This window comes from Vibrio sp. CJQ_6, assembly GCF_043106745.1.
Classification (GTDB): Bacteria; Pseudomonadota; Gammaproteobacteria; order Enterobacterales; family Vibrionaceae; genus Vibrio; species Vibrio furnissii.
In genome coordinates this window covers 148117-170650 of the sequence record NZ_JBICMV010000008.1, presented here as the reverse complement: position 1 = coordinate 170650, position 22534 = coordinate 148117, and the positions used below count along the sequence as shown (strand labels likewise).

Sequence of the window (22534 nt, the reverse complement as noted above, 5' to 3'; positions counted from 1 at the left end):
GATTACGCCTTCACCACTAACAGGCCCGATTTATGGTTCTGTTCCTTGGCGAGACGCCGCAATACTTCAAGCATTTCCTCTTCTGGGATCTGACGAATGATGTCGCCGGTTTTGGCTTCATAAATCGTCACCACTTCGCGTCCAGATTCTTCATCTACTCTGAACGCCAGCCCCTTGTTGATCGAATTGACGAAGTCGTTCATTCGCTCAACAATTTTCGCGCGTTGCTCCTCGTTGACCCGCTCCCGTTCGCGAGATTGTTCAACGGCAGCTTCCAGCATTTGGTTCTGGCTGCGTTTCAGCTGTTCAGTCGCGTGCTCCGACGTTTTTTCTGTGCGTCGCACGGGACGGTAGTCTTCCCTTGAATCAGAAGCGCTTTTCACGCTTTCGTTTTCTGAAGCAAGTTTAATGCCACTTTGCGAGCCGTAAGGCTGGATGTTCGATGTGTAGGATGGTACTTCCATAACAATCTCCCTTCCACCTTATAGGTAGTTTCATACCACGTCAAAACTACCCATGAAGCTCATTCAACCCGAGGGATTAACCCAACAGGCTCAGAGCTGCAGATGGTGACTGCTTCGCTTGTGCCAACACAGAGGTACTCGCTTGCTGCAGAATCTGTGACTTGGTCATCGCCGTTGTTTCACGCGCGTAGTCGGTATCTTTGATACGGCTGCGAGACGCGTTCACGTTTTCGTTGATGTTATCCAAGTTGCTGATCGCGTGACCAAAACGGTTCTGGAAAGCACCCAGAGACGCACGTTGGCTATCCACAGATTTCAGCGCGCCGTCCAGAACGGCAACCGCTTCTTGTGAACCGGCAACGCTGGTCACATCGATGTCTTTCACGGTCACTTCTTGAGCCGCGCCAAAGCCGATCTCAGAACCCAGATCACCACCAATGGTCACATCGCCAGTCACTTTTTGTGAGGATGCGAACAGTTGCAGTTTTCCGTCTTCACCGACAGACGCTTTCACGTCGTCGCTTTGACCGTTGATGTAAGTCGCGACTTCTTCCAGATCATCACCACTTTTCGCGGTAATGGTCAGTTCACGGGCTTCGCCCTGTTTGTCAGTATAATTCAGGGTTAGGTCTTTCGCGTCGCCAACCGTCCAGTCAGCTGCTTTGCCTTCCTGAGCACGGTAAGATTTACCGCCCATCGCTGCGTTGTCTGAACGCATGTTCCCCATGGTTAGGTTCACTGCTTCGCCAGAATCCGCACCGATTTGGAATGATTTGCTACCGAACGTGCCGTTCAGCAGTTTGTTACCACCGAAAGAGGTTGTTTCTGCGATACGGTTCAGTTCGTCGTTTAGCGCAGACACTTCTTCTTGAATCGCAACACGCTCAGAACGTGAGTTTGAGCCGTTAGACGATTGCAGTGCCAAGTCACGCATACGTTGCAGAATGTTGGTGCTCTCATTCATTGCACCTTCAGCGGTTTGTGCAATAGAGATACCATCATTCGCGTTACGTACCGCCATGTCCAGACCGCGACTTTGTGACGTCAGTCGGTTTGAAATTTGCAGGCCGGCTGCGTCGTCTTTCGCGCTGTTAATACGGTAGCCCGAAGACAGACGTTCCATAGATTTCTGAACACCGTCAGCTGCACCGTTCAGGTAACGCTGGGCGGTCATCGCCGAAACGTTAGTACTTACGTTGATTGCCATATTGTTGATCTCCTTAGGCGGATAGTTAGTGTGCCTTCGAGTCTCTCACCTCTCGTCAGCACACCTCATTTCTCTCGTATCCTTTAACGGCCCGAGATTCATATCCTTTAGGAAAAAATTTGGCTTTTTTTAAAATAATTTCGAATCGCTTAAAAAACGTGATGATGAACACATAATCGCAGGCATAAAAAAATCCAGCCGAAGCTGGATTTTTCTGTGACGCTTGGGGATTAACCCAGCAGGCTCAATGCCGCTTGTGGCGCCTGTTTTGCTTGCGCAAGTACAGAACTTGAAGCCTGAGAAAGAATTTGTGACTTGGTCAGTGCAGTCGTTTCTTTCGCGAAATCGGTATCTTTGATACGGCTCTTAGACGCATTCACGTTTTCGTTAATGTTGTCCAAGTTGCTGATTGCGTGGTTGAAACGGTTCTGGAATGCACCCAGTTCTGCGCGGTGGCTGTCTACGTATTTCAGTGCAGCATCCACAATCGCGACGGACTCTTGAGCACCACCGACGCTGGTGACGTCGATTTTATCAACAGTCACTTCTTTGCCTTCTTTCATGCCCAGCTCACCGGCCAGACCGCCGCTGAACGAAACTTCGCCAGACACTTTGTTGTTTCCTGCGAACACTTGCAGTTGGCCTTTTTCGTTCACAGACGCTTTCACCATGTCGGTTTGACCGTTGATGTAAGTCGCCAGCTCTTCGATGTCGTCGCCCGCTTTCGCGTTGATGTTGATCGACTGCTCGTTGCCTTTGTCATCGTTCAGTGTGATGGTCAGGTCGTTTTTACCTTGTTCAACGCTCCAGTTTTTGTCTTTCGCGTTTTCAGCTTGGTAGCTTGAACCACCCATCATACGGTTGTCGCTGCGCATGTCTTTCAGAGACAGCATGACCGCTTCACCGTTGTCCGCACCAATCTGGAATGATTTGGTTTGGAATGTACCGTTGAGCAGTTTGTTACCACCAAATGATGTGGTTTCTGCGATACGGTTCAGTTCATCGTTCAGTGCGGTCACTTCTTCTTGAATCGCCACACGCTCTGCTTTTGAGTTCGAGCCGTTAGACGATTGCAGTGACAAGTCACGCATACGTTGCAGAATGTTGGTGGTTTCGTTCATCGCACCTTCTGCGGTTTGCGCAATTGAAATACCGTCGTTTGCGTTGCGTACTGCGACGTCCAGACCACGGCTTTGCACGTTTAGGCGGTTCGAGATTTGCAGACCCGCTGCGTCATCTTTCGCGCTGTTGATTTTGAAGCCAGATGACAGACGTTCCATTGAGGTTTGCTGAGCGTTGCTCGCGCTGTTCAAGTAACGTTGTGCTGTCATTGCTGATACGTTGGTATTTACATTCACTGCCATGGTGATTTCTCCAATTGATTTTCCGATGTTTCCGGTTTCCGACGTCTCGGAAAACCAAGTAGTTCTCTCAAAGTTACTTTCTTTAACGGCGCCCCCCGAAAAAGCTTTAGGAAGTTTTTAAGATTTTTTTGAAAAAACTTCCGTTGGTAGGGCAAACGTGATGAACAAAGAAAAATATGCAAAAAAGTGTTTTTTATCGCTAAAGCTTTTCAGGTGCGCGTCGATACAACTCAGTTTCACTTAGCTGCTAAGCAGCGTCAGCGCTACGTTTGGTTGATTTTTCGCCTGTGCCAGTATAGAAGTGCCCACTTGTTGCAGAATCTGCTGTTTGATCATTTGTGTGGTTTCTTTGGCGTAATCCGTATCTTTGATTCGGCTTTTCGACGCGGCGAGATTTTCATGCACGTTATCGAGGTTACTCACGGCATGACCAAAGCGGTTCTGAAGCGCCCCCAGCTCCGCGCGATGGCTATCGACGTATTTCAGCGCCGTATCCAACACCGAGACGGCACGCTGCGCGCCGCCAACGGAGGTGATGTCGAGGTTGTCGACGGCTTCATACCCTTTCAAATTCATCTGCAACTCATCGGCTAAATTGCCGCTAAACGACAAAGTGCCTGCGGTTTCTTTGCCGGCCATATAGAGTTGCAATTGGCCTTTGTCATTGACCGACGCAGAGACTTTGTCGGTCTGACCATTAATGTAAGTGGCAAGCTGCTCAATATCGTCCCCTTGCTTGGCATGAATGTGGATCTGCTCATCCTCACCCTGCGCGTTGGTAAACGATATTGTAAGTTGATTCCGCCCAGCGCCCACCTGCCAATGGCTGTTGGCTTCGCCAGCCGCCACATAGCTGAACCCGCCCATATTGAGGTCATCAGAACGCATGTTCTTGAGCGACACCTGCACCGCTTCCCCCGATGACGCGCCAATTTGGAACGACGTTTGACCAAATGAACCATTGAGCAATTTTCGACCACCAAAAGAGGTCGTTTCAGCGATTCGGTTCATTTCATCATTCAAAGCGCCCATTTCTTCCTGTAAGGCAACGCGCTCCGCTTTGCTGTTCGAGCCATTGGCCGATTGCAACGACAAGTCGCGCATGCGTTGCAGCAAACTGGTGGTTTCTTGCATCGCGCCTTCAGCGGTTTGCATGATGGAGATGCCATCGTTGGCGTTGCGTACAGCGACATCTAAGCCGCGCATTTGGGATTCAAGGCGATTGGAAATCTGCAACCCTGCCGCATCATCTTTCGCACTGTTGATCCTGTTGCCGGACGAGAGGCGTTCTAATGATTGATTGAGCAGATCGGTCGCGGTGTTTAAATGTCGTTGAGCGACCAACGCCGAAACATTTGTATTAACCGTGATAGCCATGCGGGTGACAGAGTCCTTGGATTGAATGCTTTACCTGTATGACTATCGACTGAAGCGGGGAAATCTTTAGCACAAAAAAGCCAGGCAGAACGCCTGGCTGTTTGATTCGACACGGGATTTAGGCTTTCAGGCTGAGCGCCTGCAGCATCTCTTGCGATGGCGCAAAGAAATACGCCCCAGTCACCGCTTGCGTAAAGCGCAAGAGTTGGTCAACTTTACCATCGGTCACACCGTACATGCTTTCCATCATGGTTTTGATGTTGTGCAGCGTGTGGCAGTAAGCAATAAACAGCAGGCCATGGTCGCCACTGGCGGTGCCATACGGCAAGCTGTGACGCACGATCTTCAGGCCTTTGCCTTCTTCTTTAATGTCCACGCGGCCCACGTGAGACGCAGCAGGTACATTATCGAGTTCAATCGAATCCGGTTTAGTACGGCCAATCACTTTTTCTTGAGCCGACAGATTGAGGCGGTTCCATGCAGGCAAATTGTGCACAAAACGCTGCACCATCACGTAGCTGCCACCGGCGAATTCGCCATCCGCCACCACCGCCACTTCGCGACGTTTTTCGTCTTTCGGGTTCTCCGTGCCATCAATGAAACCCGTCATGTCACGAGCATCCAGGTAGCGGAAACCGTAAGTTTCATCGACCACATCAACATCTTCGGCAATGTCGGTTAAACATTTACGCATCACGTAAAACAGTAAGTCGTGGCGTTTTGCGTGGCAGTGGATCAGTACATCGACATCCGTGCTTGGCGCCATGGTGCTGCCTTCGCCCAACACTGGAAAGTCAATCAACTCTTCTGGCATCGGCGCTTCAAAACGCTGCCAAAAGGCTTTGGTAAAGGCAATGGAGAGCGTCAGCTCTGCGCCCGGTTGATTGGCATTCACTTCGTCCACCAAGGCAGGTAAGGCTTGCAGCTGAGCAAGTACCTGCGCGTGGTTGTGTTTGATTTTTAATATGCTGTACAGAGCAAATGGCTCCGCTTCTGGCAAAATAGCCGACTGTGGCGTTGACATGTTGTCCTCACTTTTTCTTTTTTGCTCAGTGTGTACCCAATACGGTCAAAGGGTATGCTTCAAATTCATAGTCTGTGTTGATACTGATCATGGCTTGGCCATCAACGGCGATAAAAAACAGTCACGCACGCTGCGACTACGATAAACGTATAAAATTAACCAGAGTAGAATCAACAAAGTAAGTGCATTTGTCCAGTGGAAGGCACCGTGTTGTAAGTAGACATGATAGCCCGTCTGAAGAAACTGCGCGACCGCGGTCAGCAGTGTCACCCAGCGTCCGACATGGCACAGCGCATTGACCCAGCGTCGCTCCGGATGGCGCAAACTGATAAGCCACATCAAGGCGATGCTTGGCACGCCCGCGGCCAAGCCGAGATAGAGCGCCGTGTTGCCCGGATAGACAAAGCTTAGGATCTGCGATCCGCTGTCGCGGCTGACACCCGCCACGACAAACACAATCCAAGCCCGAGCCAAAAACAGCCATCCCAGCCACAACCAAATCGGGGCTTTCAGAAAGCCATGGGTATCATATTGTTCTATCGCGTAACGCACGTTGTTTCATCGTTGGTGGTGATTGCCCTTCACTTTAGCGCAATGATTTCAAATAGCTATATCTCAAGGTCAGTTTTTGGTGACAATCAAGCGTCGTGATACTCTAACCAAAACACAAGGGACACTCACGATGACCAATAAAATTGTTCCATCCCCACAAACGCAACAAGAAGCGATGAAAGTGGCGAAAGCAACACAGAAACCCGGACAAACCAAAGAACAAACCAAGCTGATCGCGCAGGGCATCGAAAAAGGCATTGCGCTCTATAAAAAGCAGCAAAAAGAAAAAAGCCGTCAAGCAGACCGCGCACGTAAAAAAGCGATTCGCAGCAAACCGTCTGTCACAGCTGATGCGGGCGACGTTGACCCGTCGTTTGACACCGAAACCACCCCCACCGCCACTCGGTCATGGCTGCCATGGGCGCTACTGGCCGCCAGCTGGCTCGGGTTCATTCTGGTTTGGATGCAAAACGCCGCATAACCGCCGCCGTATCATCCCCGCAATATAGTTCAGTTGACGCGTGAATATGCAGCTTGATAGCAGGCTGTGTATTCCACGTTAAAATTGTAAACGATTCCACACTATCCATTACTTTCTTCCCATCCTGACTCATTACCCCATGATATGAATTGGGTAATTAACTCGCCAAAATTCAATAGATACGTTGAATAACTAAGCAAAAACAACTCGAAACAAATGATTTTTAGTAAATTCATTTGGCAAAGTGTGACAAAGTTAGCACCGATTAAATGTGGAAACGTTTACATTAACGCCCATCACGGAAACTAACTTTAGGAACAAAACATGTCTCACATTCAAAATGGTCTGAGCTTTATAGACATCATGGTGTTTGTTGCTTACGTTGCGATTATCATTGCGGTTGGGCTGTGGGTCTCGCGCGATAAGAAAGGCGTCAAGAAAAGCACCGAAGATTATTTCCTTGCAGGTAAATCCCTGCCTTGGTGGGCCGTGGGTGCCTCACTGATTGCTGCCAACATTTCTGCTGAGCAGTTCATCGGGATGTCAGGTTCGGGCTACTCGATTGGCTTGGCGATTGCGTCCTACGAATGGATGGCGGCCCTGACATTGATCATTGTCGGTAAATACTTTCTGCCGATCTTCATTGAGAAAGGCATCTACACCATTCCCGAATTTGTTGAACAACGGTTTAATAAAAATCTAAAAACCATTCTGGCCGTGTTCTGGATTGCACTCTACGTCTTCGTGAACCTGACATCCGTGCTTTATCTGGGTGGTCTGGCGCTAGAAACCATTCTCGGTATTCCATTGATGTACGCCATCATTGGTTTGGCGCTATTTGCACTGGTTTACTCCATCTACGGCGGCCTGTCTGCGGTGGTATGGACCGACGTCATTCAAGTGTTCTTCCTTGTCCTGGGTGGCCTGTTAACCACATACATGGCAGTGGGCTTCATTGGTGGCGACAACGGTTGGTTCAGTGGCCTATCCACCATGGTTGAGGCTGCGCCAGAACACTTTGAAATGATTTTGGATCAAAGCAACCCACAATACATGAACCTGCCGGGCATCGCGGTGCTGATTGGTGGTCTGTGGGTGGCAAACCTGTACTACTGGGGCTTCAACCAATACATCATTCAACGCACACTAGCCGCGAAATCGGTTCCTGAAGCACAAAAAGGGATTTTGTTTGCCGCGTTCCTCAAACTGATCGTGCCATTTTTGGTGGTCATTCCGGGGATTGCTGCGTACGTGATCACCAGCTCTCCAGAATTGATGGCGAGCATGGGCGACTTAGCGACACAAAACATGCCAAACGCTGCGCACGCCGACAAAGCGTACCCATGGCTGACACAGTTCCTGCCGGTAGGGATTAAAGGTGTGGTATTTGCCGCCTTGGCTGCCGCAATCGTGTCATCACTGGCATCGATGCTGAACTCCACCGCCACCATCTTCACCATGGACATCTACAAAGCGTACATCGCACCACAAACCGGCGATCACAAACTGGTGAACGTGGGTCGAATCACCGCGATTGTGGCCTTGGTTGTGGCATGTTTGATTGCCCCAATGCTGGGTGGCATTGGTCAGGCATTCCAATACATTCAAGAGTACACTGGCCTCGTGAGCCCAGGTATCTTGGCGGTCTTCTTGCTGGGTCTGTTCTGGAAAAAAACCACCAGCAAAGGCGCCATCACCGGTGTGGTTCTGTCGATTCCGTTTGCGCTGTTCCTGAAATTCATGCCACTGAACATGCCGTTCATGGATCAGATGCTCTACACCTTGCTGTTTACGATGGTCATCATCGCCTTTACCAGCCTGAGCACATCGGTCAATGACGATGATCCAAAAGCCATTACGCTGACTTCCGCCATGTTCGCGACTGGCAAGAACTTCAATATTGCCGCGTACGCCATCATGATTGCATTGGCAGCGTTGTATACTGTGTTCTGGTAACGAGCTCGGGCCGCTGCGCCCTGAGGTCTTCGCTCCAAGCCCTGTCATGTTGGCAGGGCTTGATCACTTTGTTCTCCACAAATCACGAGCGGGTTCAACATGCATCAAGAGTTACTTCCCAACATCGTCTCCTTCCTTCAAACCATGTCGCCGTTTGATCAACTCAACGCAGACACGTTAAATGCCATCGCCGGATCCATCGAAATCCTCTACCTCGGCCAGCACCAACACCTCGAGCCCCTGACTGCGCCGCCACAACATTTCTTATACATCGTTCGCACCGGCGTCATTGAACAGCGTTACCACGACGGCTCCTTGCGTTCGCGCCTTGGGGCTGATGATATTTTTGGGTTCAGTCAACACGATGGTGCCGCGCTCGATTACCAAGTGGTGGCGATTGAGAATTCGCTGCTCTACCGCATCGATTACCCCACTTTGCTGACGTTGGTGGACCCGTACCCAGACGTCATTGCGCAGCTCGCCCCCAACATTTCAACACGCCTGATTCACTCCGTCAGTTTGCCGCATCCCGCGCAAACGGAGAGCATTTTTCTTCAACCGGTACGCAAGCTTGCCAGCCAAAATCTGGTGATGGTCACACCCGACACTCCCATTCAGCAAGCGGCCGATAAAATGAGCCGCGAGCCCAACAGCTCGTGTGCAGCCATCGTCGATCAGCAGCAGCGTTTAATCGGCTTGGTCACCGACAAAGACATGACCAAACGTGTGATTGCGCACGGGCTGGATGTACAGCAGCCCATCGCCACCATCATGACGCATCAATTACACACGGTGTCGGTCGATGACTTGGTGATGAAAGCCTCCGAAATCATGATCCAGCATCACATTCAAAACGTGCCCATTGTCGATGACAACTTCACTCTGCAAGGCATCATTACGCCGCAGCAACTGATTCAACAAAACAGCATTCAAGCCATCTTCCTGAGTGAAAAGATAAGCCAAGCACCTTCGTTGCCCGCGCTGGTCGCACTCGCGGCAGAGCGCAACGCCATCTTCAGTGTGTTGGTTGAAAACGGCGTCTCTAGCGATGTGATCGGCAAAGTGATGTCATTGATTTACGATGCATTTACCTGCCGCTTGTTGGCGCTGGCGGAACAGCATCTCGGCGCGGCGCCTTGCGAGTATTGCTGGATTGCCGCTGGTTCTCACGCGCGCAACGAAGTGCATTTGGGCTCCGATCAAGACAACGCATTGATTCTTGACGATGGCGCCACCGAATCAGACAAAGTTTATTTCAGCCACCTCGCGATGTATCTGTGCAAAGGCTTGGATCAATGCGGCTATGCGCTGTGCAGCGGCCGTTTTATGGCGGCGACGCGGCGATGGTGCCAACCGCTACACGTGTGGGTGGAATACTACCGCAAGTGGGCACGCGCGCCGGAATACGAACACCTGCTCAACCTGAATGTCTTCATCGAAATTCGCTATATCGCAGGCAATAAATCCCTGTTTGATACGCTCAATGACGTGCGATTGCAGCAAATCACCCACAATCCGAAATTGATTGCCGCGCTGGTGACCAACGCCCTGCGCACGCGTCCGCCGCTGGGTATTTTCAATAATCTGGTGTTGAAAAAAGATGGCGACAGCGGAGAGAAAACACTCGACATTAAACACGCAGCGTTAAGCAGTTTGGTGGACATGGCGCGCATCTACACACTCAGTGAAGGCGGAGCGATGCAAGAGACGCTCTCGCGTTTGCTGTTTATCGAACAAAAAGGGCTGATGAGTCATTCGTCGTATCTCGATTGTTTGGGGATTTATCACTTTGTGACCGGATTACGAAACAAGCACCAAGTGGAAGCGCTGCAACAGGGCAAACCGATTGATAACCTACTGCAACCGACGCGCTTTGGTAGTTTTGAACGGCAGCACCTCAAAGATGCATTTCGCATTGTCTCCGGATTACAAGAGGCACTTCGCATTAAGTTTGGTCAATAGTATGTTACATAAGCTAGGTCGGTTATCCCCACTGAGAAAACTAGAGCAACACCGCTTGCAGATGCGCGAACACCACCTGCCTCTGCCAGCGTTCGTGCAGGCCATCTTGGAAACACCGCTGCCGCAAGCTGATTTTGATGTTCGCCAACAACCGTTATTGAGTTTGGATATCGAAACGTCCGGGCTGGATGCCGAACACGACCACATCGTCAGCATCGGCTGGGTACCGATCGTGAATCAGGTGATCCGTTTAGCCGAGGCGCGCTATTTTTTAATCACGCCATCGGGCCAAAATGACCCACAACAAGTGGTGCTACACCACATAATGCCGCAAATGCAGCGGCAAGGCATACCCTTGGCACAGGCAATTGAGTTACTATTTACCCAATTGAAAGGCAAAGTATTATTGGCACATGGTAGTGTTGTCGAACGGCAATTCATTCACCATTTTATGCAGCAACACGGATGGCCCGATTTACCCATCGTGTGGCTGGATACGTTGAAAATAGAACAGGCATACGCACAGTACGCCCCCTACAACATGCCCCATTCGAATGCCAACGATTGGCGCCTGAGTACCGTGCGAAAACGCTATCACTTGCCGGCGTATCAAGCGCACCACGCGTTGTCGGATGCCATTGCCACGGCCGAACTTTACCTCGCACAGCAAAATAGGCTATTTGCCAAAGCGTATGTTCCGTTAGAATTGCTGATGAAAGCCTCTGTGTAACAAACACATAACCGCCGAACGGCAAACAGAATTGAAAAGGTTAACCCCATGACAACTATTAAAGATGTCGCCAAGTCCGCAGGTGTCTCCGTGGCCACTGTGTCTCGCGTCATCAATAAATCGCCCAAAGCCAGTCAAGCATCGATTCATGCGGTCACGCAAGCGATGCAAGCTCTGGGCTATCGCCCGAATGCCGCGGCGCGTGCGCTGGTTAGCCAAAGCACCAACACCATGGGCGTGTTGGTGTCCGATGTTTCCGACCCATTTTTTGGCACCCTCGTCAAAGCCGTCGATACCGTAGCGCGCCACAATGGCAAGCACCTGTTGGTCGGCAATGGTTACCACAATGAAGAAGATGAACGCCGCTCGATTGAATTGCTGATCAACAACCGCTGTGACGCGCTGGTGATTCACGCCAAAGCGTTGTCCGATGAAGAGCTGATCGCGTTTTCCAAAGAGGCCAAAAGCATGGTGGTGATCAACCGCCATATTCCGGGGCTGGAAGATCGCTGTATTTCGCTCGACAATCACAAAGGCGCATTCATGGCGACGGAGTACCTGATTCGTCAAGGGCACAAAAAAATCGCCTGCATTGTTTCCAACCACGCGATTGCCGATGCCGTTGAACGTGAAACGGGCTATCAAGATGCGCTCGAAGCCCATCACATTACATTGCCTGACACCTACATTGCGTATGGCGAACCCAGCAGTGAAGGCGGCGAGCAAGCGATGTTGTCGCTACTCACCAAAGGCATCGACATCACCGCGATTGTGGCCTACAACGACAACATGGCCGCGGGCGCGCTGTCGGTGATGGAAGAGAATGGCATTGAATCACCGGGGCAAATCTCGATCATCGGTTTTGATGACGGCTTGATTGCTCGCTACGTGAAACCTCATCTGACAACCGTCCGTTACCCCATTCAGATGATGGCCGAAACCGCCGCGCAGCTGGCGCTGGACTTGTCAAAAGATGACACCTTAAATGACGGCAGCCCGAAACGTTATTCACCGACCATGGTGAAACGCGATTCGGTGAAGTCACTCAACGACTGACGCGCCCCACCCGCACCGCCATGGCGGCGTGACGAGAAAACAAAGCGAACACAAAAAAGGCTTACCGCGCGGTAAGCCTTTTGTCATTGCCTTTGACTATCGTCCGTTCACTTGCCCGCATTACGGGAAAAGATCCCCATAGGCAACACGAAAGCCGCACCGAAATATCACTCCCCCAAGCATAAATCGGCTTGAGCGTTCTGGCGGAATCCTTGACCAGTCGCTCACCTCTGACACTTTCGATTGCCATGGGAAAATGGCATCGTGCCGCGCGCATCAATCAATGCCCGCAGACTGCTCACGATCGCCATTCAAGTGAGACTCACTCGAATGCGTTGACGAGTCCGGCACCATCTTTGGCCTGACACACGTAAATGGTTTCTTTGAGTCCGGTCGCCGCTTGATACTGCTGCTCAATCGCAGCGGTCACAGGCGCCACCAAGGCAGGCGGCATCAAGGCGACCACACAGCCACCAAAACCGCCGCCAGTCATGCGCACGCCGCCTTGATCACCAATCACCTGTTTGACGATATCGACCAAGGTATCAATCTCTTTGACCGTAATCTCAAAATCATCACGCATGGAAGCGTGAGACGCTGCCATCAACTGACCCAAGGTCGTCATGTCGTTGGCTCGCAGCGCTTGTGCCGCGGCTAACGTCCGGTCATTTTCCGTGATCACATGACGCGCCCGTTTGGCCACCAACTCGGGCAATTCCGCTTGGCGACGTTCAAACGTCTCGATCGTCACATCACGAAGCGCTTTCACACCAAAAATCTGCGCCGCTTCTTCACACTGCTGACGACGGGTGTTGTATTCGCTGTCCACCAACCCGCGTTTTTTGTTCGAGTTGATGATGACAATCGCCATGTCTTCGGGCATGGAGACAGCTTGTGTTTCGAGACTACGGCAGTCGATCAACAGCGCATGATTCGCCTGCCCTTCGGCAGAAATCAGTTGATCCATGATGCCGCAATTGCACCCCACAAATTGGTTCTCAGCCTGCTGCCCATTGAGGGCAATTTCAGCTTGACTGATCGCAAGCGAAAACAGCGCTTTGAATGTCTGACCGATGACCACTTCCAACGCTGCTGATGAACTCAGGCCAGCGCCTTGCGGTACGTTACCGCTCACCGCGATGTTTGCGCCGCCCAGCGTGTAACCGCGCTCAAGCAAAAACTTCACCACGCCGCGAATGTAGTTGGCCCACATTTTATCGGCTTGAAACTCAATCGGTGCATCGAGAGAAAATTCGTCCTGCGCGTTGGCGTAATCGACGGCAATGATGCGCACACGATTGTCATCGCGTTTCGACGCGGCCACCACGGTTTGGTAGTTAATCGCACACGGCAACACAAAGCCGTCGTTGTAATCGGTGTGTTCACCAATCAGGTTAACGCGACCCGGTGCTTGAATGACATGGCTCGGTGCAAACCCCAGCACTTGTTCAAATGAATGAATCACGTGTTGAATTAGATCAGACATAGGACTTCCCATCATATTTTTTGAAAGGTGCCAATGCATCGGCACCCTTCTTGTTATTGGTGATAGCTGTTATTGGTAATAGCTGTTATTAGTGACCAGCGGTGATTGATGATCCGCGTTTATTGGTCATCTGCACGTTCTTTGTAGTGAACATCGCTCAGTTCACGCAGACGTTGCGCTGCCTGCTCCGGCGTTAAATCGCGCTGGGTTTCGGCCAGCATCTCATAGCCCACCATAAACTTGCGCACGCTTGCGCTACGTAGCAACGGCGGATAGAACAGCGCGTGCAGTTGCCAATGGTCAATGTCGCGCCCATCGTCAAAGAACGGCGCGTAATGCCAACCCATGGAATATGGGAACGAGCACTGGAACAAGTTATCGTAACGACTGGTCAGTTTTTTGATCGCCAAGGCCAAGTCGTCACGCTGTGCGTCACTGAGCTCGCTCATGCGGCGAATGTGTGTTTTGGGCAGTAGCATGGTTTCAAAGGGCCACGCAGCCCAGTACGGCACCACGGCCAACCAATGCTCGGTTTCAACCACGGTGCGTGCCCCATCGGCCAGTTCCGCCTGCACGTAATCCACCAGCAGGTTGCTACCTTGCTGATCAAAATACGCTTTCAAATGTTTGTTTTTGCGTTCAATTTCGTTGGGTAGAAAGCTGTTGGCCCAAATTTGACCATGCGGGTGCGGCTGAGAGCAGCCCATGGTTTCGCCTTTGTTTTCGAAAGCTTGCACCCAAACGTACTCTTGGCCCAGTGCTTCAATCTGTTCATTCCACGTGTCAATCACGCCCCGAATGTTGGCGACTGGCAGCTCAGGCAAGGTTTTGCTGTGATCCGGTGAAAAACAGATCACTCGGCTCAACCCGCGCACGCCCTGAATTTTAAACAGCGGATTGGTGGAGGGCGGCGCATCAGGTGAATCGGCCATCAATGCCGCAAAATCGTTGTTAAACACATAGGTGCCGGTGTAGTTCGGGTTCACATCGCCAGACACGCGCGTGTTCCCCGGACACAAGAAGCAGTGCGGTTCATAGCTCGGCAGTTGGGCGGTCGACGGCGTTTCATCCTGACCACTCCAAGGGCGTTTAGCGCGATGCGGAGAGACCAGCACCCATTGGTCGGTCAGTGGGTTATAACGGCGGTGGGGATGATCCACCGGATTAAATTCAATCGTTGCCATGGGGTTACCTCGTTTACTCGTCATAGCCCAGTGGGTTGTGGGATTGCCAACGCCACGTGTCGGCGGTCATGTCCGCCAAGCTCCGTTTGGCTTGCCAGCCCAATTCACGTTGGGCTTTTTCGGTGCTGGCCCAGCACTCGGCGATGTCCCCCGGACGACGAGGACAGATGTCGTACGCGATCGGTTTGCCACACGCATCGCTGAACGCGTGAACCATGTCCAGCACGCTTGAGCCTTTGCCCGTGCCCAAATTGTAGATGTGCAGTCCGGCTTTCTCTCCCACCGCTTGCAGTGCGGCGATGTGACCGTCGGCCAAATCCATCACATGAACGTAATCGCGAACGCCCGTGCCATCCGGCGTTGGATAGTCGTTACCAAAGACCGCTAGTTTTTCCCGGCGACCAACCGCCACTTGGGCAATAAACGGCATCAGGTTATTGGGAATGCCTTGGGGATCTTCGCCCATGGTGCCCGACGGATGCGCGCCAACCGGGTTGAAGTAGCGCAGCAGCGTGATGCTCCATTCAGGTGCTGCAACCACTAAATCCGACAAGCACTGCTCCACCATATATTTGCTGCGACCGTACGGGTTGGTGGTCGCGCCCGTTGGAGAGGTTTCGGTAATCGGTACCGTTTGTGGGTCGCCATACACGGTCGCCGATGAACTGAACACCAAACTTTTCACCCCCGCTTTGCGCATGCTGCGCACCAGCACCAAGGTGCCGTTGACGTTGTTGTCGTAGTACTCAATCGGTTTGCTGACCGACTCGCCCACCGCTTTTAGACCGGCGAAATGAATCACGGCTTGGACGTGATGCTGTGCAAACACGCTATCGAGAAATGCTTCATCACGAATGTCACCTTGATAAAACGCCGGACGCATGCCCGTGAGCGCTTCAATACGATTGAGCACTTCGGCTTTCGCATTGCACAAGTTGTCGACCATGATCGGGGTCATCCCCGCTGCAATCATCTGCACACATGTGTGGCTACCGATGTAGCCCATACCGCCAGTGATCAAAATCTCCACCTGTCGTCACCTCTCCGCTGATTTGATTTGCAATGAGTCTATCAGTAGCCCAAGGCTCACTTCTGTGACTACACTCTCAAAGTGAAAACGTTTCCACAAGTTATCACCGCAATAAAACTACGCCGTACATGACCAAATAATTCAAGCCGCGATAAAAAAAATGAATCAGGGTAAACGTTTCCAATTACAATCAAACGCAACGATCACCCAGCAAGAGCAGCCGATTCGCTGACGAATCGGCTGGAAAAACGAAGAAAAAAGGATTGGCCGTGAGAGACACGATCACCACCTTCAGAGAAGGTGGTTCATAGAAGAGAAAAAAGCCAGCACAGGCTGGCTTGGTTATGCACTAAATCCTAGACTTGCCGCGATATCACCTTTGCGGTCAAGTACCCATTGACTGTCAAACGGCCCCCAGTCTGATAACTGGTAGTAGCCATCGTTATGGCGGCGGCCATCCTGAACAAACATCAGTTCAATACCGATGCCCGGTAGGGCTTTGAGAACGTCCTGAATAGTACGACGAGGCCAGCCCGTTTTCTCGATTAACTTGGGAACATTGGGGCGTTCCAGACTTTCAACAAGCAAGGCTAAATAAAGGCGCCTTGCAAAAACAGGACTCAATTCCATTGATTACCTCCTAATCTGTGCAAGGCTCATTATTTCTGTTTTGCCAGTAAGTTTGTTGAGTTCGATCAATAACTCTCTAATCCTAGTCAACCGCAGAAGTTTTTTTTTATTCAGTAAAATATCCGCATCACACTTTTGTCAGATGAGAGGCTTCCTGTTAGGATTTGGCAAACACCACAATAAGCAGCATTTAAAGGATTTTTATGACCATCACCCTCTACGGCATCCCCAACTGCGACACGATGAAAAAAGCCCGCAAGTGGCTGGAAGCGCAAGGCGTTGATTACCAGTTTCACGACTACCGCAAAGACGGCGTCGATGCCACGCTGGTGAGCGAATTTTGCCAGGTCTTAGGGTGGGAAAATGTGCTCAATAAACGGGGCACCACATTCCGCCAATTGACTCAAGCGCAGAAAGATAGCCTCAATGGCGACACCGCCATCACGCTGCTGGTTGAGCAACCGGCGATGATCAAACGCCCCGTGCTGCGCGTGAACGGCGAGCTTCATTTGGGCTTTAAAGCCGAGCAATACGCTGCTCTTTTCTCTTAATAGACGTTTCTCTGACTACAAGGATTTCAAGGATGACAGACAGCCCTGTACTGGCTCTCGCAAAAGATTTAATCAGCCGCCAATCAGTGACACCGGTCGATGCCGGTTGCCAAGACTTGATGATTGAGCGTCTCCAAGCGCTTGGATTTGAAATCGAAATGATGGTGTTTGAAGACACCACCAACTTCTGGGCGCGTCTTGGCACACAAGCACCGCTGTTTGCATTTGCCGGTCATACCGATGTGGTGCCTGCAGGCCCGCTCACCCAATGGCACACCCCCCCGTTTGAACCGACTGTGATTGATGACCATTTGCATGGTCGCGGCGCGGCCGACATGAAAGGCTCGCTGGCGTGTATGGTGGTTGCGGTGGAGCGCTTTGTTGCCGAGCATCCGAACCACACGGGCTCGATTGCCTTTTTGATTACCTCCGATGAGGAAGGCCCATTTATCAACGGCACCACACGCGTGGTGGACACGCTGATGGCACGCAATGAGATCATCGACATGTGTGTGGTGGGCGAACCGTCCAGCACTCGCGCAGTCGGCGATGTGGTGAAAAATGGCCGTCGCGGCTCCATCACTGGTGATTTGACGGTGAAAGGCGTGCAAGGTCACGTGGCTTACCCGCATCTCGCCAACAACCCAGTGCATCAAGCCCTGCCTGCATTGGCTGAACTTGCGTCCACCACATGGGATGAAGGCAACGAATATTTTCCGCCAACCAGTTTTCAGATCCCGAACCTGCAAGCTGGCACGGGCGCGTCTAACGTGATTCCGGGCGAGTTTCATGTGCAGTTTAACTTCCGTTTCAGCACCGAGCTGACCGATGAAGACATCAAACGCCGCGTGCACTCCACGCTGGATGCGCATGGTCTGGAATACGATCTGAAATGGACGCTCAGCGGCCATCCTTTCCTCACCGACACTGGCGCGCTGCTCGATGCGGTGGTGAAAGCCGTGGGTGAAGTGAATCACCAAGAGCCACAACTGCTGACCACCGGCGGCACATCTGACGGGCGCTTTATCGCGCAAATGGGAGCGCAAGTGGTTGAGCTGGGGCCGGTCAACGCCACCATTCACAAAGTGAACGAGTGCGTGAATATTGCCGACCTAGAAAAACTGACCGACATGTACCAAAAAACGCTGGAGAATTTACTCGTCCAATGATGACACCCGAGCAGCTGACCGGACAAACCGAGTCGCATCTTGTTGAAGTGATGGTGGGCCAGAAAGCTTTTCTGGTCCACCCACAGGTCACCGCCGATTTGCTGGCCCTGAAGCAGGCCGCGGATGCGGCCGGTTTTGTGTTCAACATTGCCAGCGGCTTTCGTCCGTTCGAACGCCAACTGGCGATTTGGAATCGAAAGATGGCGGGCGAAACCGCGATTTTGGATGCCAACAGTCAGCCGCTCGACACCACGCATTGGTCCGAAGCCGACAAAGTGCACGCGATTTTGCGCTGGTCTGCACTGCCCGGTGGCAGCCGCCATCATTGGGGCACCGACTTTGACGTCTTTGATCGCAGCGCGCTGCCGCCCGACCAAGGGTTGCAATTGGAACCATGGGAGTATCTTGAGGCGCATCAACGCCCATTCTATGAATGGTTGAAAGCCAACCTCGCCCGCTTTGGGTTCTTCTTCCCGTATCAGTCAACCGGTTCTGGCGTGGCCTTTGAACCGTGGCACATCAGCCATCGTGCCACCAGCGAGCAATGCCTGACTGAACTGACGTTGCCAATATTGGCCCAGCAATTGGCCTTTGCGCCGTTGTTAGGAAAGCCGACGGTGCAGCGAGAATTGCGCCAGATCTACACACACTACATGACTCAGATCAGCCGAGGAGACCGCGTATGATCGATTTTCTGTTTAACCCTTGGGTGATCACCCTCATCATCGTGTGTGTGTTTGTCGGCAACATTGCCGCATTGAAACACACCGCCACCATGAAACTGGGAATGAAAGGGAAAAAGAGCGATCTCGATAAGCTTAACGAGCTGGATCAAAAGCACCGTTCGTCAGCTGCGGAAGAAGAGACAAACAAAAAGGGACGCTAAGCGTCCCTTTTTTCTGTGCAAGCCGACTCGCTTATTGCTGAGTCGGTTTGCGCTCATCCACGATAGCGGCCAATACAGGCACCATCTCTTTCAGTAGCTCTTCCTCAACCGGTTTACCCGCTGAGTTGGTGACGTTGATTGATGTCCGGTTCCCCAAATCACCAAACAGGAAGGTGTAGGTTCCTGAATTCAGGTTCATCGGTTTCACGCCAATCTCATTCCAGAATTCGTCATCCGGTGAAGCGTACTTGGCTTTCATGGTGCCTTGCGACTGGTTACGTTCTTCAATCTTGAAGCCCATCTTCGGCAGCAAGTCTGGCAGACGTTGCCACAGAATGTCGTAAGGCGTCCGCGCGATGATCACCGGGAAGCCGCTGCGGTCAGAGCCCATCGTAATTGGAATCTGTTTCACCAGCTCTTGCGCTTTACGCGCCGCTTCTGCACGCACATCTTGATCGTAGCGAGACGTCACCAAGTTGGTCATAAACGCGTTGTAACGCTCTTTGTTGGTCGCGGTCACCGGCTTTTGTTTGCCGCCTTCACGCCAATCAATCAACGAGATCTTAAATCCGTAACGGTTGTTGGCTTCCACGCGACTCAATTCGTAGCGGCTGCCAATTTCCATATCTTCATCTTCCGACACCCAAGTCACCCAGTCGGTTTCGACGTGGTTGGCATTAGATTGCACGGCTTTGATGTTGCGCTCTTGCATCATGGTGTTGGCGATTTGCCACACTTTGTCTGCTTCGTCTTTACGGATCATCCACAAAGTGACTTCGCCATTTTGACGTTCAGCGCGCGCGCCCGGGATCAGCTCCAGCACTTGCTGCGGCGGACGAATGTCAACCACTGGGCCGATGCCACCGTTAAAATCACCTTGGGGAATATCGTAATCAGGATAAAACTGCGGGGTGGCGTCTTGCGGCAAAACCCACGGTTTAAAATCTTTTGTATCCAGGTAGTTAAAATCATTTTTGGCTTGGCGGCGTTGCGTCGGAGAGCTTGAACAGGCACTCAAAACCAAAACAGCCAGTGATCCAACCACTAGCTGGCGCGATAACTTCATTGAAACTCCTAAAATTTGCCGAGGCATGAAAACCTCGGCATTGTAATGGATAGCGCCTTATAAAATACAGGCTTCTGTCATTGCTTGGGCAACAAGTGGGCGCGCTTGTTCAGAGAGTTCCGTTAAAGGTAGACGTAGATCACCTTCTGCAATCAGACCCAGCTTATGCGCCGCCCATTTCACAGGAATAGGGCTCGACTCAATAAACAAGCCTTTGTGCAGTGGCATCAGGCGTTGGTTGATGATTTCCGCTTCCTCAAATTTGCCAGCCAGTGCTAAGTGCATCATGTTGGCCATATCGGCAGCGGCCACGTTGTTCGTGACTGAAATCACCCCTTGACCACCCAACTTCACAAATTCCAGACCGGTGGCATCATCGCCACTCAGCAGCACAAAGTCGTTGCCACACAGTTCACGGTGCAGCGCTACACGGCTCAAATCACCGGTTGCATCTTTGAGTGCCACAATGCTTTTAAGTTCCGCCAAACGTGCAACCGTTTCTGGATGCAGGTCAACCGCCGTGCGGCCGGGTACGTTGTAAAGGATCACAGGGATGTCGGTTTCTTGCGAAATCGCTTTGTAGTGCTGGAACAAACCTTCTTGCGTCGGCTTGTTGTAGTAAGGCGTCACGCTGAGATAACCAGCGATACCTGTGTTGTTCAGCAGACGGCTGAACGTCACGGATTCATGGGTCGCATTGGCGCCGGTACCGGCGATCACAGGAATACGGCCGTCCGAAAATTCAAGCGTCTTTTCAACGACTTTGACATGCTCTTCGATAGTGAGTGTGGATGACTCACCGGTTGTTCCTACCGAAACAATGGCGTCAGTACCGGCTTCGATGTGGTAGTCTACCAGCTTCTTCAGGCTAAGATAGTCAACCTCACCGTCATGGTTGAAAGGTGTAATTAACGCGACGATACTTCCTGAAAACATGTCTATCTCCCTAGATTGATAACTTTTGCATGGTACTGCATGGGGCTTGAAAAACACAAGGGGGGAAATTCGCTTAAACAGCCCTTATGAGTGAATATTTATCAGATGTTAGACGTTAGGCCTACTCTGCCTTTTCTCACTGGGTTATACACCCCTGTCAAATCCCCTTGTCAACAATACGTGATTTTGTGAAAACACAGGCATAAAAAGACGTTTTCTCGCGCTTTCTCTATACTTCAACTGTGTTAACATGCCGAAAAACACTAAGCGAAGCGACTCTATGACTCAACATTTGGTGATCACCGCCGTGGGTACTGACCGGCCAGGGATTTGCAATCAGGTTGTCAAACTGGTGACGCAAGCAGGCTGTAATATCATCGACAGCCGTATTGCGCTATTTGGAAATGAATTCACGCTGATCATGCTGGTCTCTGGCAATGCCAACAGCATCACCCGCGTGGAAACGCTGCTGCCACTCTTGGGGCAAGAGCAAGATCTGATCACCATGATGAAGCGCACGTCCCCACACGCTCAACAAGCCAACGCCTATACCGTGGAAGTGTATGTCGAATCGGATGACAAACCGGGCCTGACCGAAAAGTTCACCCAGTTCTTTGCCGCTCGCAACATCGGCATGGCCTCCCTCAGCGCGCAAACCATCGACAAGCAAAAACTGGAGCGGGAAACCAACCAGTTCCAAATCGCGATCACCGCACACGTCGATGGCGATTACAATCTGATGCAGCTGCAAGAAGAGTTTGATGCGATGTGTCAGGAGCACGACGTACATGGGTCGCTTAACTTCATTAAAAACAGTCAATAAAACAGAAAGGAAGGACCATGAATACACTCAAGGCAGGTTCGCCAGCTCCGGCATTTTCTCTTCTCGATCAAGACGGCAAGACCGTGTCTCTGTCTGATTTCGCCGGCAAAAAAATCCTGTTTTACTTTTACCCCAAAGCGATGACGCCGGGCTGCACTGTGCAAGCCCAAGGCATGCGCGACGTGAAAGGTGAATTGGATGCGCACAACGTGGTGGTCTTGGGCGTGAGCATCGACCCGGTCAAACGTTTGGGCAAATTCATTGAACGGGACAACCTGAACTTTACCCTGCTGTCAGACGAAGACCACGCGGTCGCTGAACAGTTTGGTGTGTGGGGCGAGAAAAAGTTCATGGGTAAAGTGTACGATGGCCTGCACCGCATCAGTTTCCTGATTAACGAAAACGGGGTGATTGAACACGTCTTCGATAAATTCAAAACCAAAGATCACCACGAAGTGGTGCTGGATTACCTCAACAGCAAGTGATGATGGCTGCGGGAATCGGCGAGATAGCTGGCCTAATTCATTTGCATTCCATGATTAATTTGCATAAATAATCAAAAAGGCCAGTCGCGATGACTGGCCTTTTTCGTTATAAGTT

23 protein-coding genes are annotated in these 22534 nt (G+C 51.5%); 11 read left to right on the top strand and 12 right to left on the bottom strand.

What is annotated here, in order from left to right; translation table 11 throughout:
* Nucleotides 1–2 precede the first annotated feature (2 nt).
* The 6 genes from flaG to ACF8PK_RS02985 all read right to left on the bottom strand — a co-directional run bounded on the left by flaG (nt 3) and on the right by ACF8PK_RS02985 (nt 5988).
* Nucleotides 3–464 carry a flagellar protein FlaG gene (gene flaG / locus ACF8PK_RS03010; protein ID WP_004724678.1) on the bottom strand — a complete coding sequence of 154 codons (462 nt, stop codon included), beginning with the start codon at nt 462–464 and terminating at the stop codon, nt 3–5.
* Between the two features lie 76 nt (nt 465–540).
* Nucleotides 541–1671, bottom strand: a complete 1131-nt coding sequence (locus ACF8PK_RS03005) for a flagellin (RefSeq protein WP_004724680.1) — start codon at nt 1669–1671, stop codon at nt 541–543.
* 230 nt (nt 1672–1901) lie between these two features.
* Nucleotides 1902–3035 (bottom strand): flagellin, encoded by a 1134-nt coding sequence (locus ACF8PK_RS03000; protein WP_004724681.1) that lies wholly within the window; start codon nt 3033–3035, stop codon nt 1902–1904.
* Between the two features lie 240 nt (nt 3036–3275).
* The gene (locus ACF8PK_RS02995) at nt 3276–4412 is read right to left on the bottom strand and encodes a flagellin (protein WP_392440014.1); all 1137 of its coding nucleotides are present in this window, start codon (nt 4410–4412) and stop codon (nt 3276–3278) included.
* A gap of 118 nt (nt 4413–4530) precedes the next feature.
* Complete coding sequence (locus ACF8PK_RS02990; RefSeq protein WP_004724686.1) at nt 4531–5436, bottom strand: Dyp-type peroxidase; 906 nt, start codon at nt 5434–5436, stop codon at nt 4531–4533.
* Nucleotides 5437–5523: 87 nt separating this feature from the next.
* On the bottom strand, nt 5524–5988 hold the full coding sequence (locus tag ACF8PK_RS02985; protein ID WP_014204616.1) for a DUF2919 domain-containing protein: 465 nt from the start codon (nt 5986–5988) through the stop codon (nt 5524–5526).
* Between the two features lie 130 nt (nt 5989–6118).
* Here ACF8PK_RS02985 and ACF8PK_RS02980 point away from each other — a divergent pair, with 130 nt between their 5' ends.
* From ACF8PK_RS02980 to ACF8PK_RS02960, 5 genes are all read left to right on the top strand, one after another.
* Nucleotides 6119–6469 carry a DUF2956 domain-containing protein gene (locus tag ACF8PK_RS02980; protein WP_004724690.1) on the top strand — a complete coding sequence of 117 codons (351 nt, stop codon included), beginning with the start codon at nt 6119–6121 and terminating at the stop codon, nt 6467–6469.
* A 324-nt stretch (nt 6470–6793) separates the two neighbouring features.
* On the top strand, nt 6794–8425 hold the full coding sequence (locus tag ACF8PK_RS02975) for a sodium/sugar symporter (RefSeq protein ID WP_004724693.1): 1632 nt from the start codon (nt 6794–6796) through the stop codon (nt 8423–8425).
* A 99-nt stretch (nt 8426–8524) separates the two neighbouring features.
* Nucleotides 8525–10387: a DUF294 nucleotidyltransferase-like domain-containing protein gene (locus ACF8PK_RS02970; RefSeq protein WP_392440011.1), complete on the top strand. Its 1863-nt coding sequence runs from the start codon at nt 8525–8527 to the stop codon at nt 10385–10387.
* A 1-nt stretch (nt 10388) separates the two neighbouring features.
* Nucleotides 10389–11117: a 3'-5' exonuclease gene (locus tag ACF8PK_RS02965; protein WP_232281680.1), complete on the top strand. Its 729-nt coding sequence runs from the start codon at nt 10389–10391 to the stop codon at nt 11115–11117.
* Between the two features lie 48 nt (nt 11118–11165).
* Nucleotides 11166–12173 (top strand): substrate-binding domain-containing protein, encoded by a 1008-nt coding sequence (locus ACF8PK_RS02960; RefSeq protein WP_004724699.1) that lies wholly within the window; start codon nt 11166–11168, stop codon nt 12171–12173.
* 322 nt (nt 12174–12495) lie between these two features.
* Here ACF8PK_RS02960 and galK read toward each other — a convergent pair whose 3' ends face one another.
* From galK to ACF8PK_RS02940, 4 genes are all read right to left on the bottom strand, one after another.
* Nucleotides 12496–13659 carry a galactokinase gene (gene galK, locus ACF8PK_RS02955; protein ID WP_014204613.1) on the bottom strand — a complete coding sequence of 388 codons (1164 nt, stop codon included), beginning with the start codon at nt 13657–13659 and terminating at the stop codon, nt 12496–12498.
* Nucleotides 13660–13778: 119 nt separating this feature from the next.
* Nucleotides 13779–14843 carry a UDP-glucose--hexose-1-phosphate uridylyltransferase gene (locus ACF8PK_RS02950; RefSeq protein ID WP_004724703.1) on the bottom strand — a complete coding sequence of 355 codons (1065 nt, stop codon included), beginning with the start codon at nt 14841–14843 and terminating at the stop codon, nt 13779–13781.
* 13 nt (nt 14844–14856) lie between these two features.
* Entirely contained in the window at nt 14857–15873 is a 1017-nt protein-coding gene (gene galE, locus ACF8PK_RS02945) for a UDP-glucose 4-epimerase GalE (RefSeq protein ID WP_392440007.1), read from the bottom strand.
* 342 nt (nt 15874–16215) lie between these two features.
* Entirely contained in the window at nt 16216–16503 is a 288-nt protein-coding gene (locus ACF8PK_RS02940; protein ID WP_004724708.1) for a helix-turn-helix domain-containing protein, read from the bottom strand.
* A gap of 203 nt (nt 16504–16706) precedes the next feature.
* Here ACF8PK_RS02940 and ACF8PK_RS02935 point away from each other — a divergent pair, with 203 nt between their 5' ends.
* The 4 genes from ACF8PK_RS02935 to ACF8PK_RS02920 are packed head-to-tail and all read left to right on the top strand — an operon-like array spanning nt 16707 to nt 19109.
* Nucleotides 16707–17054 (top strand): ArsC family reductase, encoded by a 348-nt coding sequence (locus ACF8PK_RS02935; RefSeq protein WP_143678699.1) that lies wholly within the window; start codon nt 16707–16709, stop codon nt 17052–17054.
* Between the two features lie 32 nt (nt 17055–17086).
* Nucleotides 17087–18223: a succinyl-diaminopimelate desuccinylase gene (gene dapE / locus ACF8PK_RS02930; RefSeq protein WP_392440005.1), complete on the top strand. Its 1137-nt coding sequence runs from the start codon at nt 17087–17089 to the stop codon at nt 18221–18223.
* Entirely contained in the window at nt 18223–18909 is a 687-nt protein-coding gene (locus ACF8PK_RS02925) for a M15 family metallopeptidase (protein WP_041942669.1), read from the top strand. Before dapE ends, ACF8PK_RS02925 begins: the two co-directional genes overlap by 1 nt.
* The gene (locus tag ACF8PK_RS02920) at nt 18909–19109 is read left to right on the top strand and encodes a DUF2897 family protein (protein WP_172475428.1); all 201 of its coding nucleotides are present in this window, start codon (nt 18909–18911) and stop codon (nt 19107–19109) included. Before ACF8PK_RS02925 ends, ACF8PK_RS02920 begins: the two co-directional genes overlap by 1 nt.
* Nucleotides 19110–19140: 31 nt before the next feature.
* On the opposite strand, the gene bamC is transcribed toward ACF8PK_RS02920, so the two are convergent.
* Nucleotides 19141–20175, bottom strand: coding sequence for an outer membrane protein assembly factor BamC (gene bamC, locus ACF8PK_RS02915; protein ID WP_143678693.1), 1035 nt, complete (start codon nt 20173–20175; stop codon nt 19141–19143).
* A 57-nt stretch (nt 20176–20232) separates the two neighbouring features.
* Complete coding sequence (dapA, locus tag ACF8PK_RS02910) at nt 20233–21111, bottom strand: 4-hydroxy-tetrahydrodipicolinate synthase (RefSeq protein ID WP_004724721.1); 879 nt, start codon at nt 21109–21111, stop codon at nt 20233–20235.
* Nucleotides 21112–21391: 280 nt separating this feature from the next.
* Here dapA and ACF8PK_RS02905 point away from each other — a divergent pair, with 280 nt between their 5' ends.
* Nucleotides 21392–21934: a glycine cleavage system protein R gene (locus tag ACF8PK_RS02905; protein WP_004724723.1), complete on the top strand. Its 543-nt coding sequence runs from the start codon at nt 21392–21394 to the stop codon at nt 21932–21934.
* A gap of 17 nt (nt 21935–21951) precedes the next feature.
* Complete coding sequence (gene bcp, locus ACF8PK_RS02900; protein ID WP_004724724.1) at nt 21952–22419, top strand: thioredoxin-dependent thiol peroxidase; 468 nt, start codon at nt 21952–21954, stop codon at nt 22417–22419.
* The last annotated feature ends 115 nt before the right edge of the window (nt 22420–22534 follow it).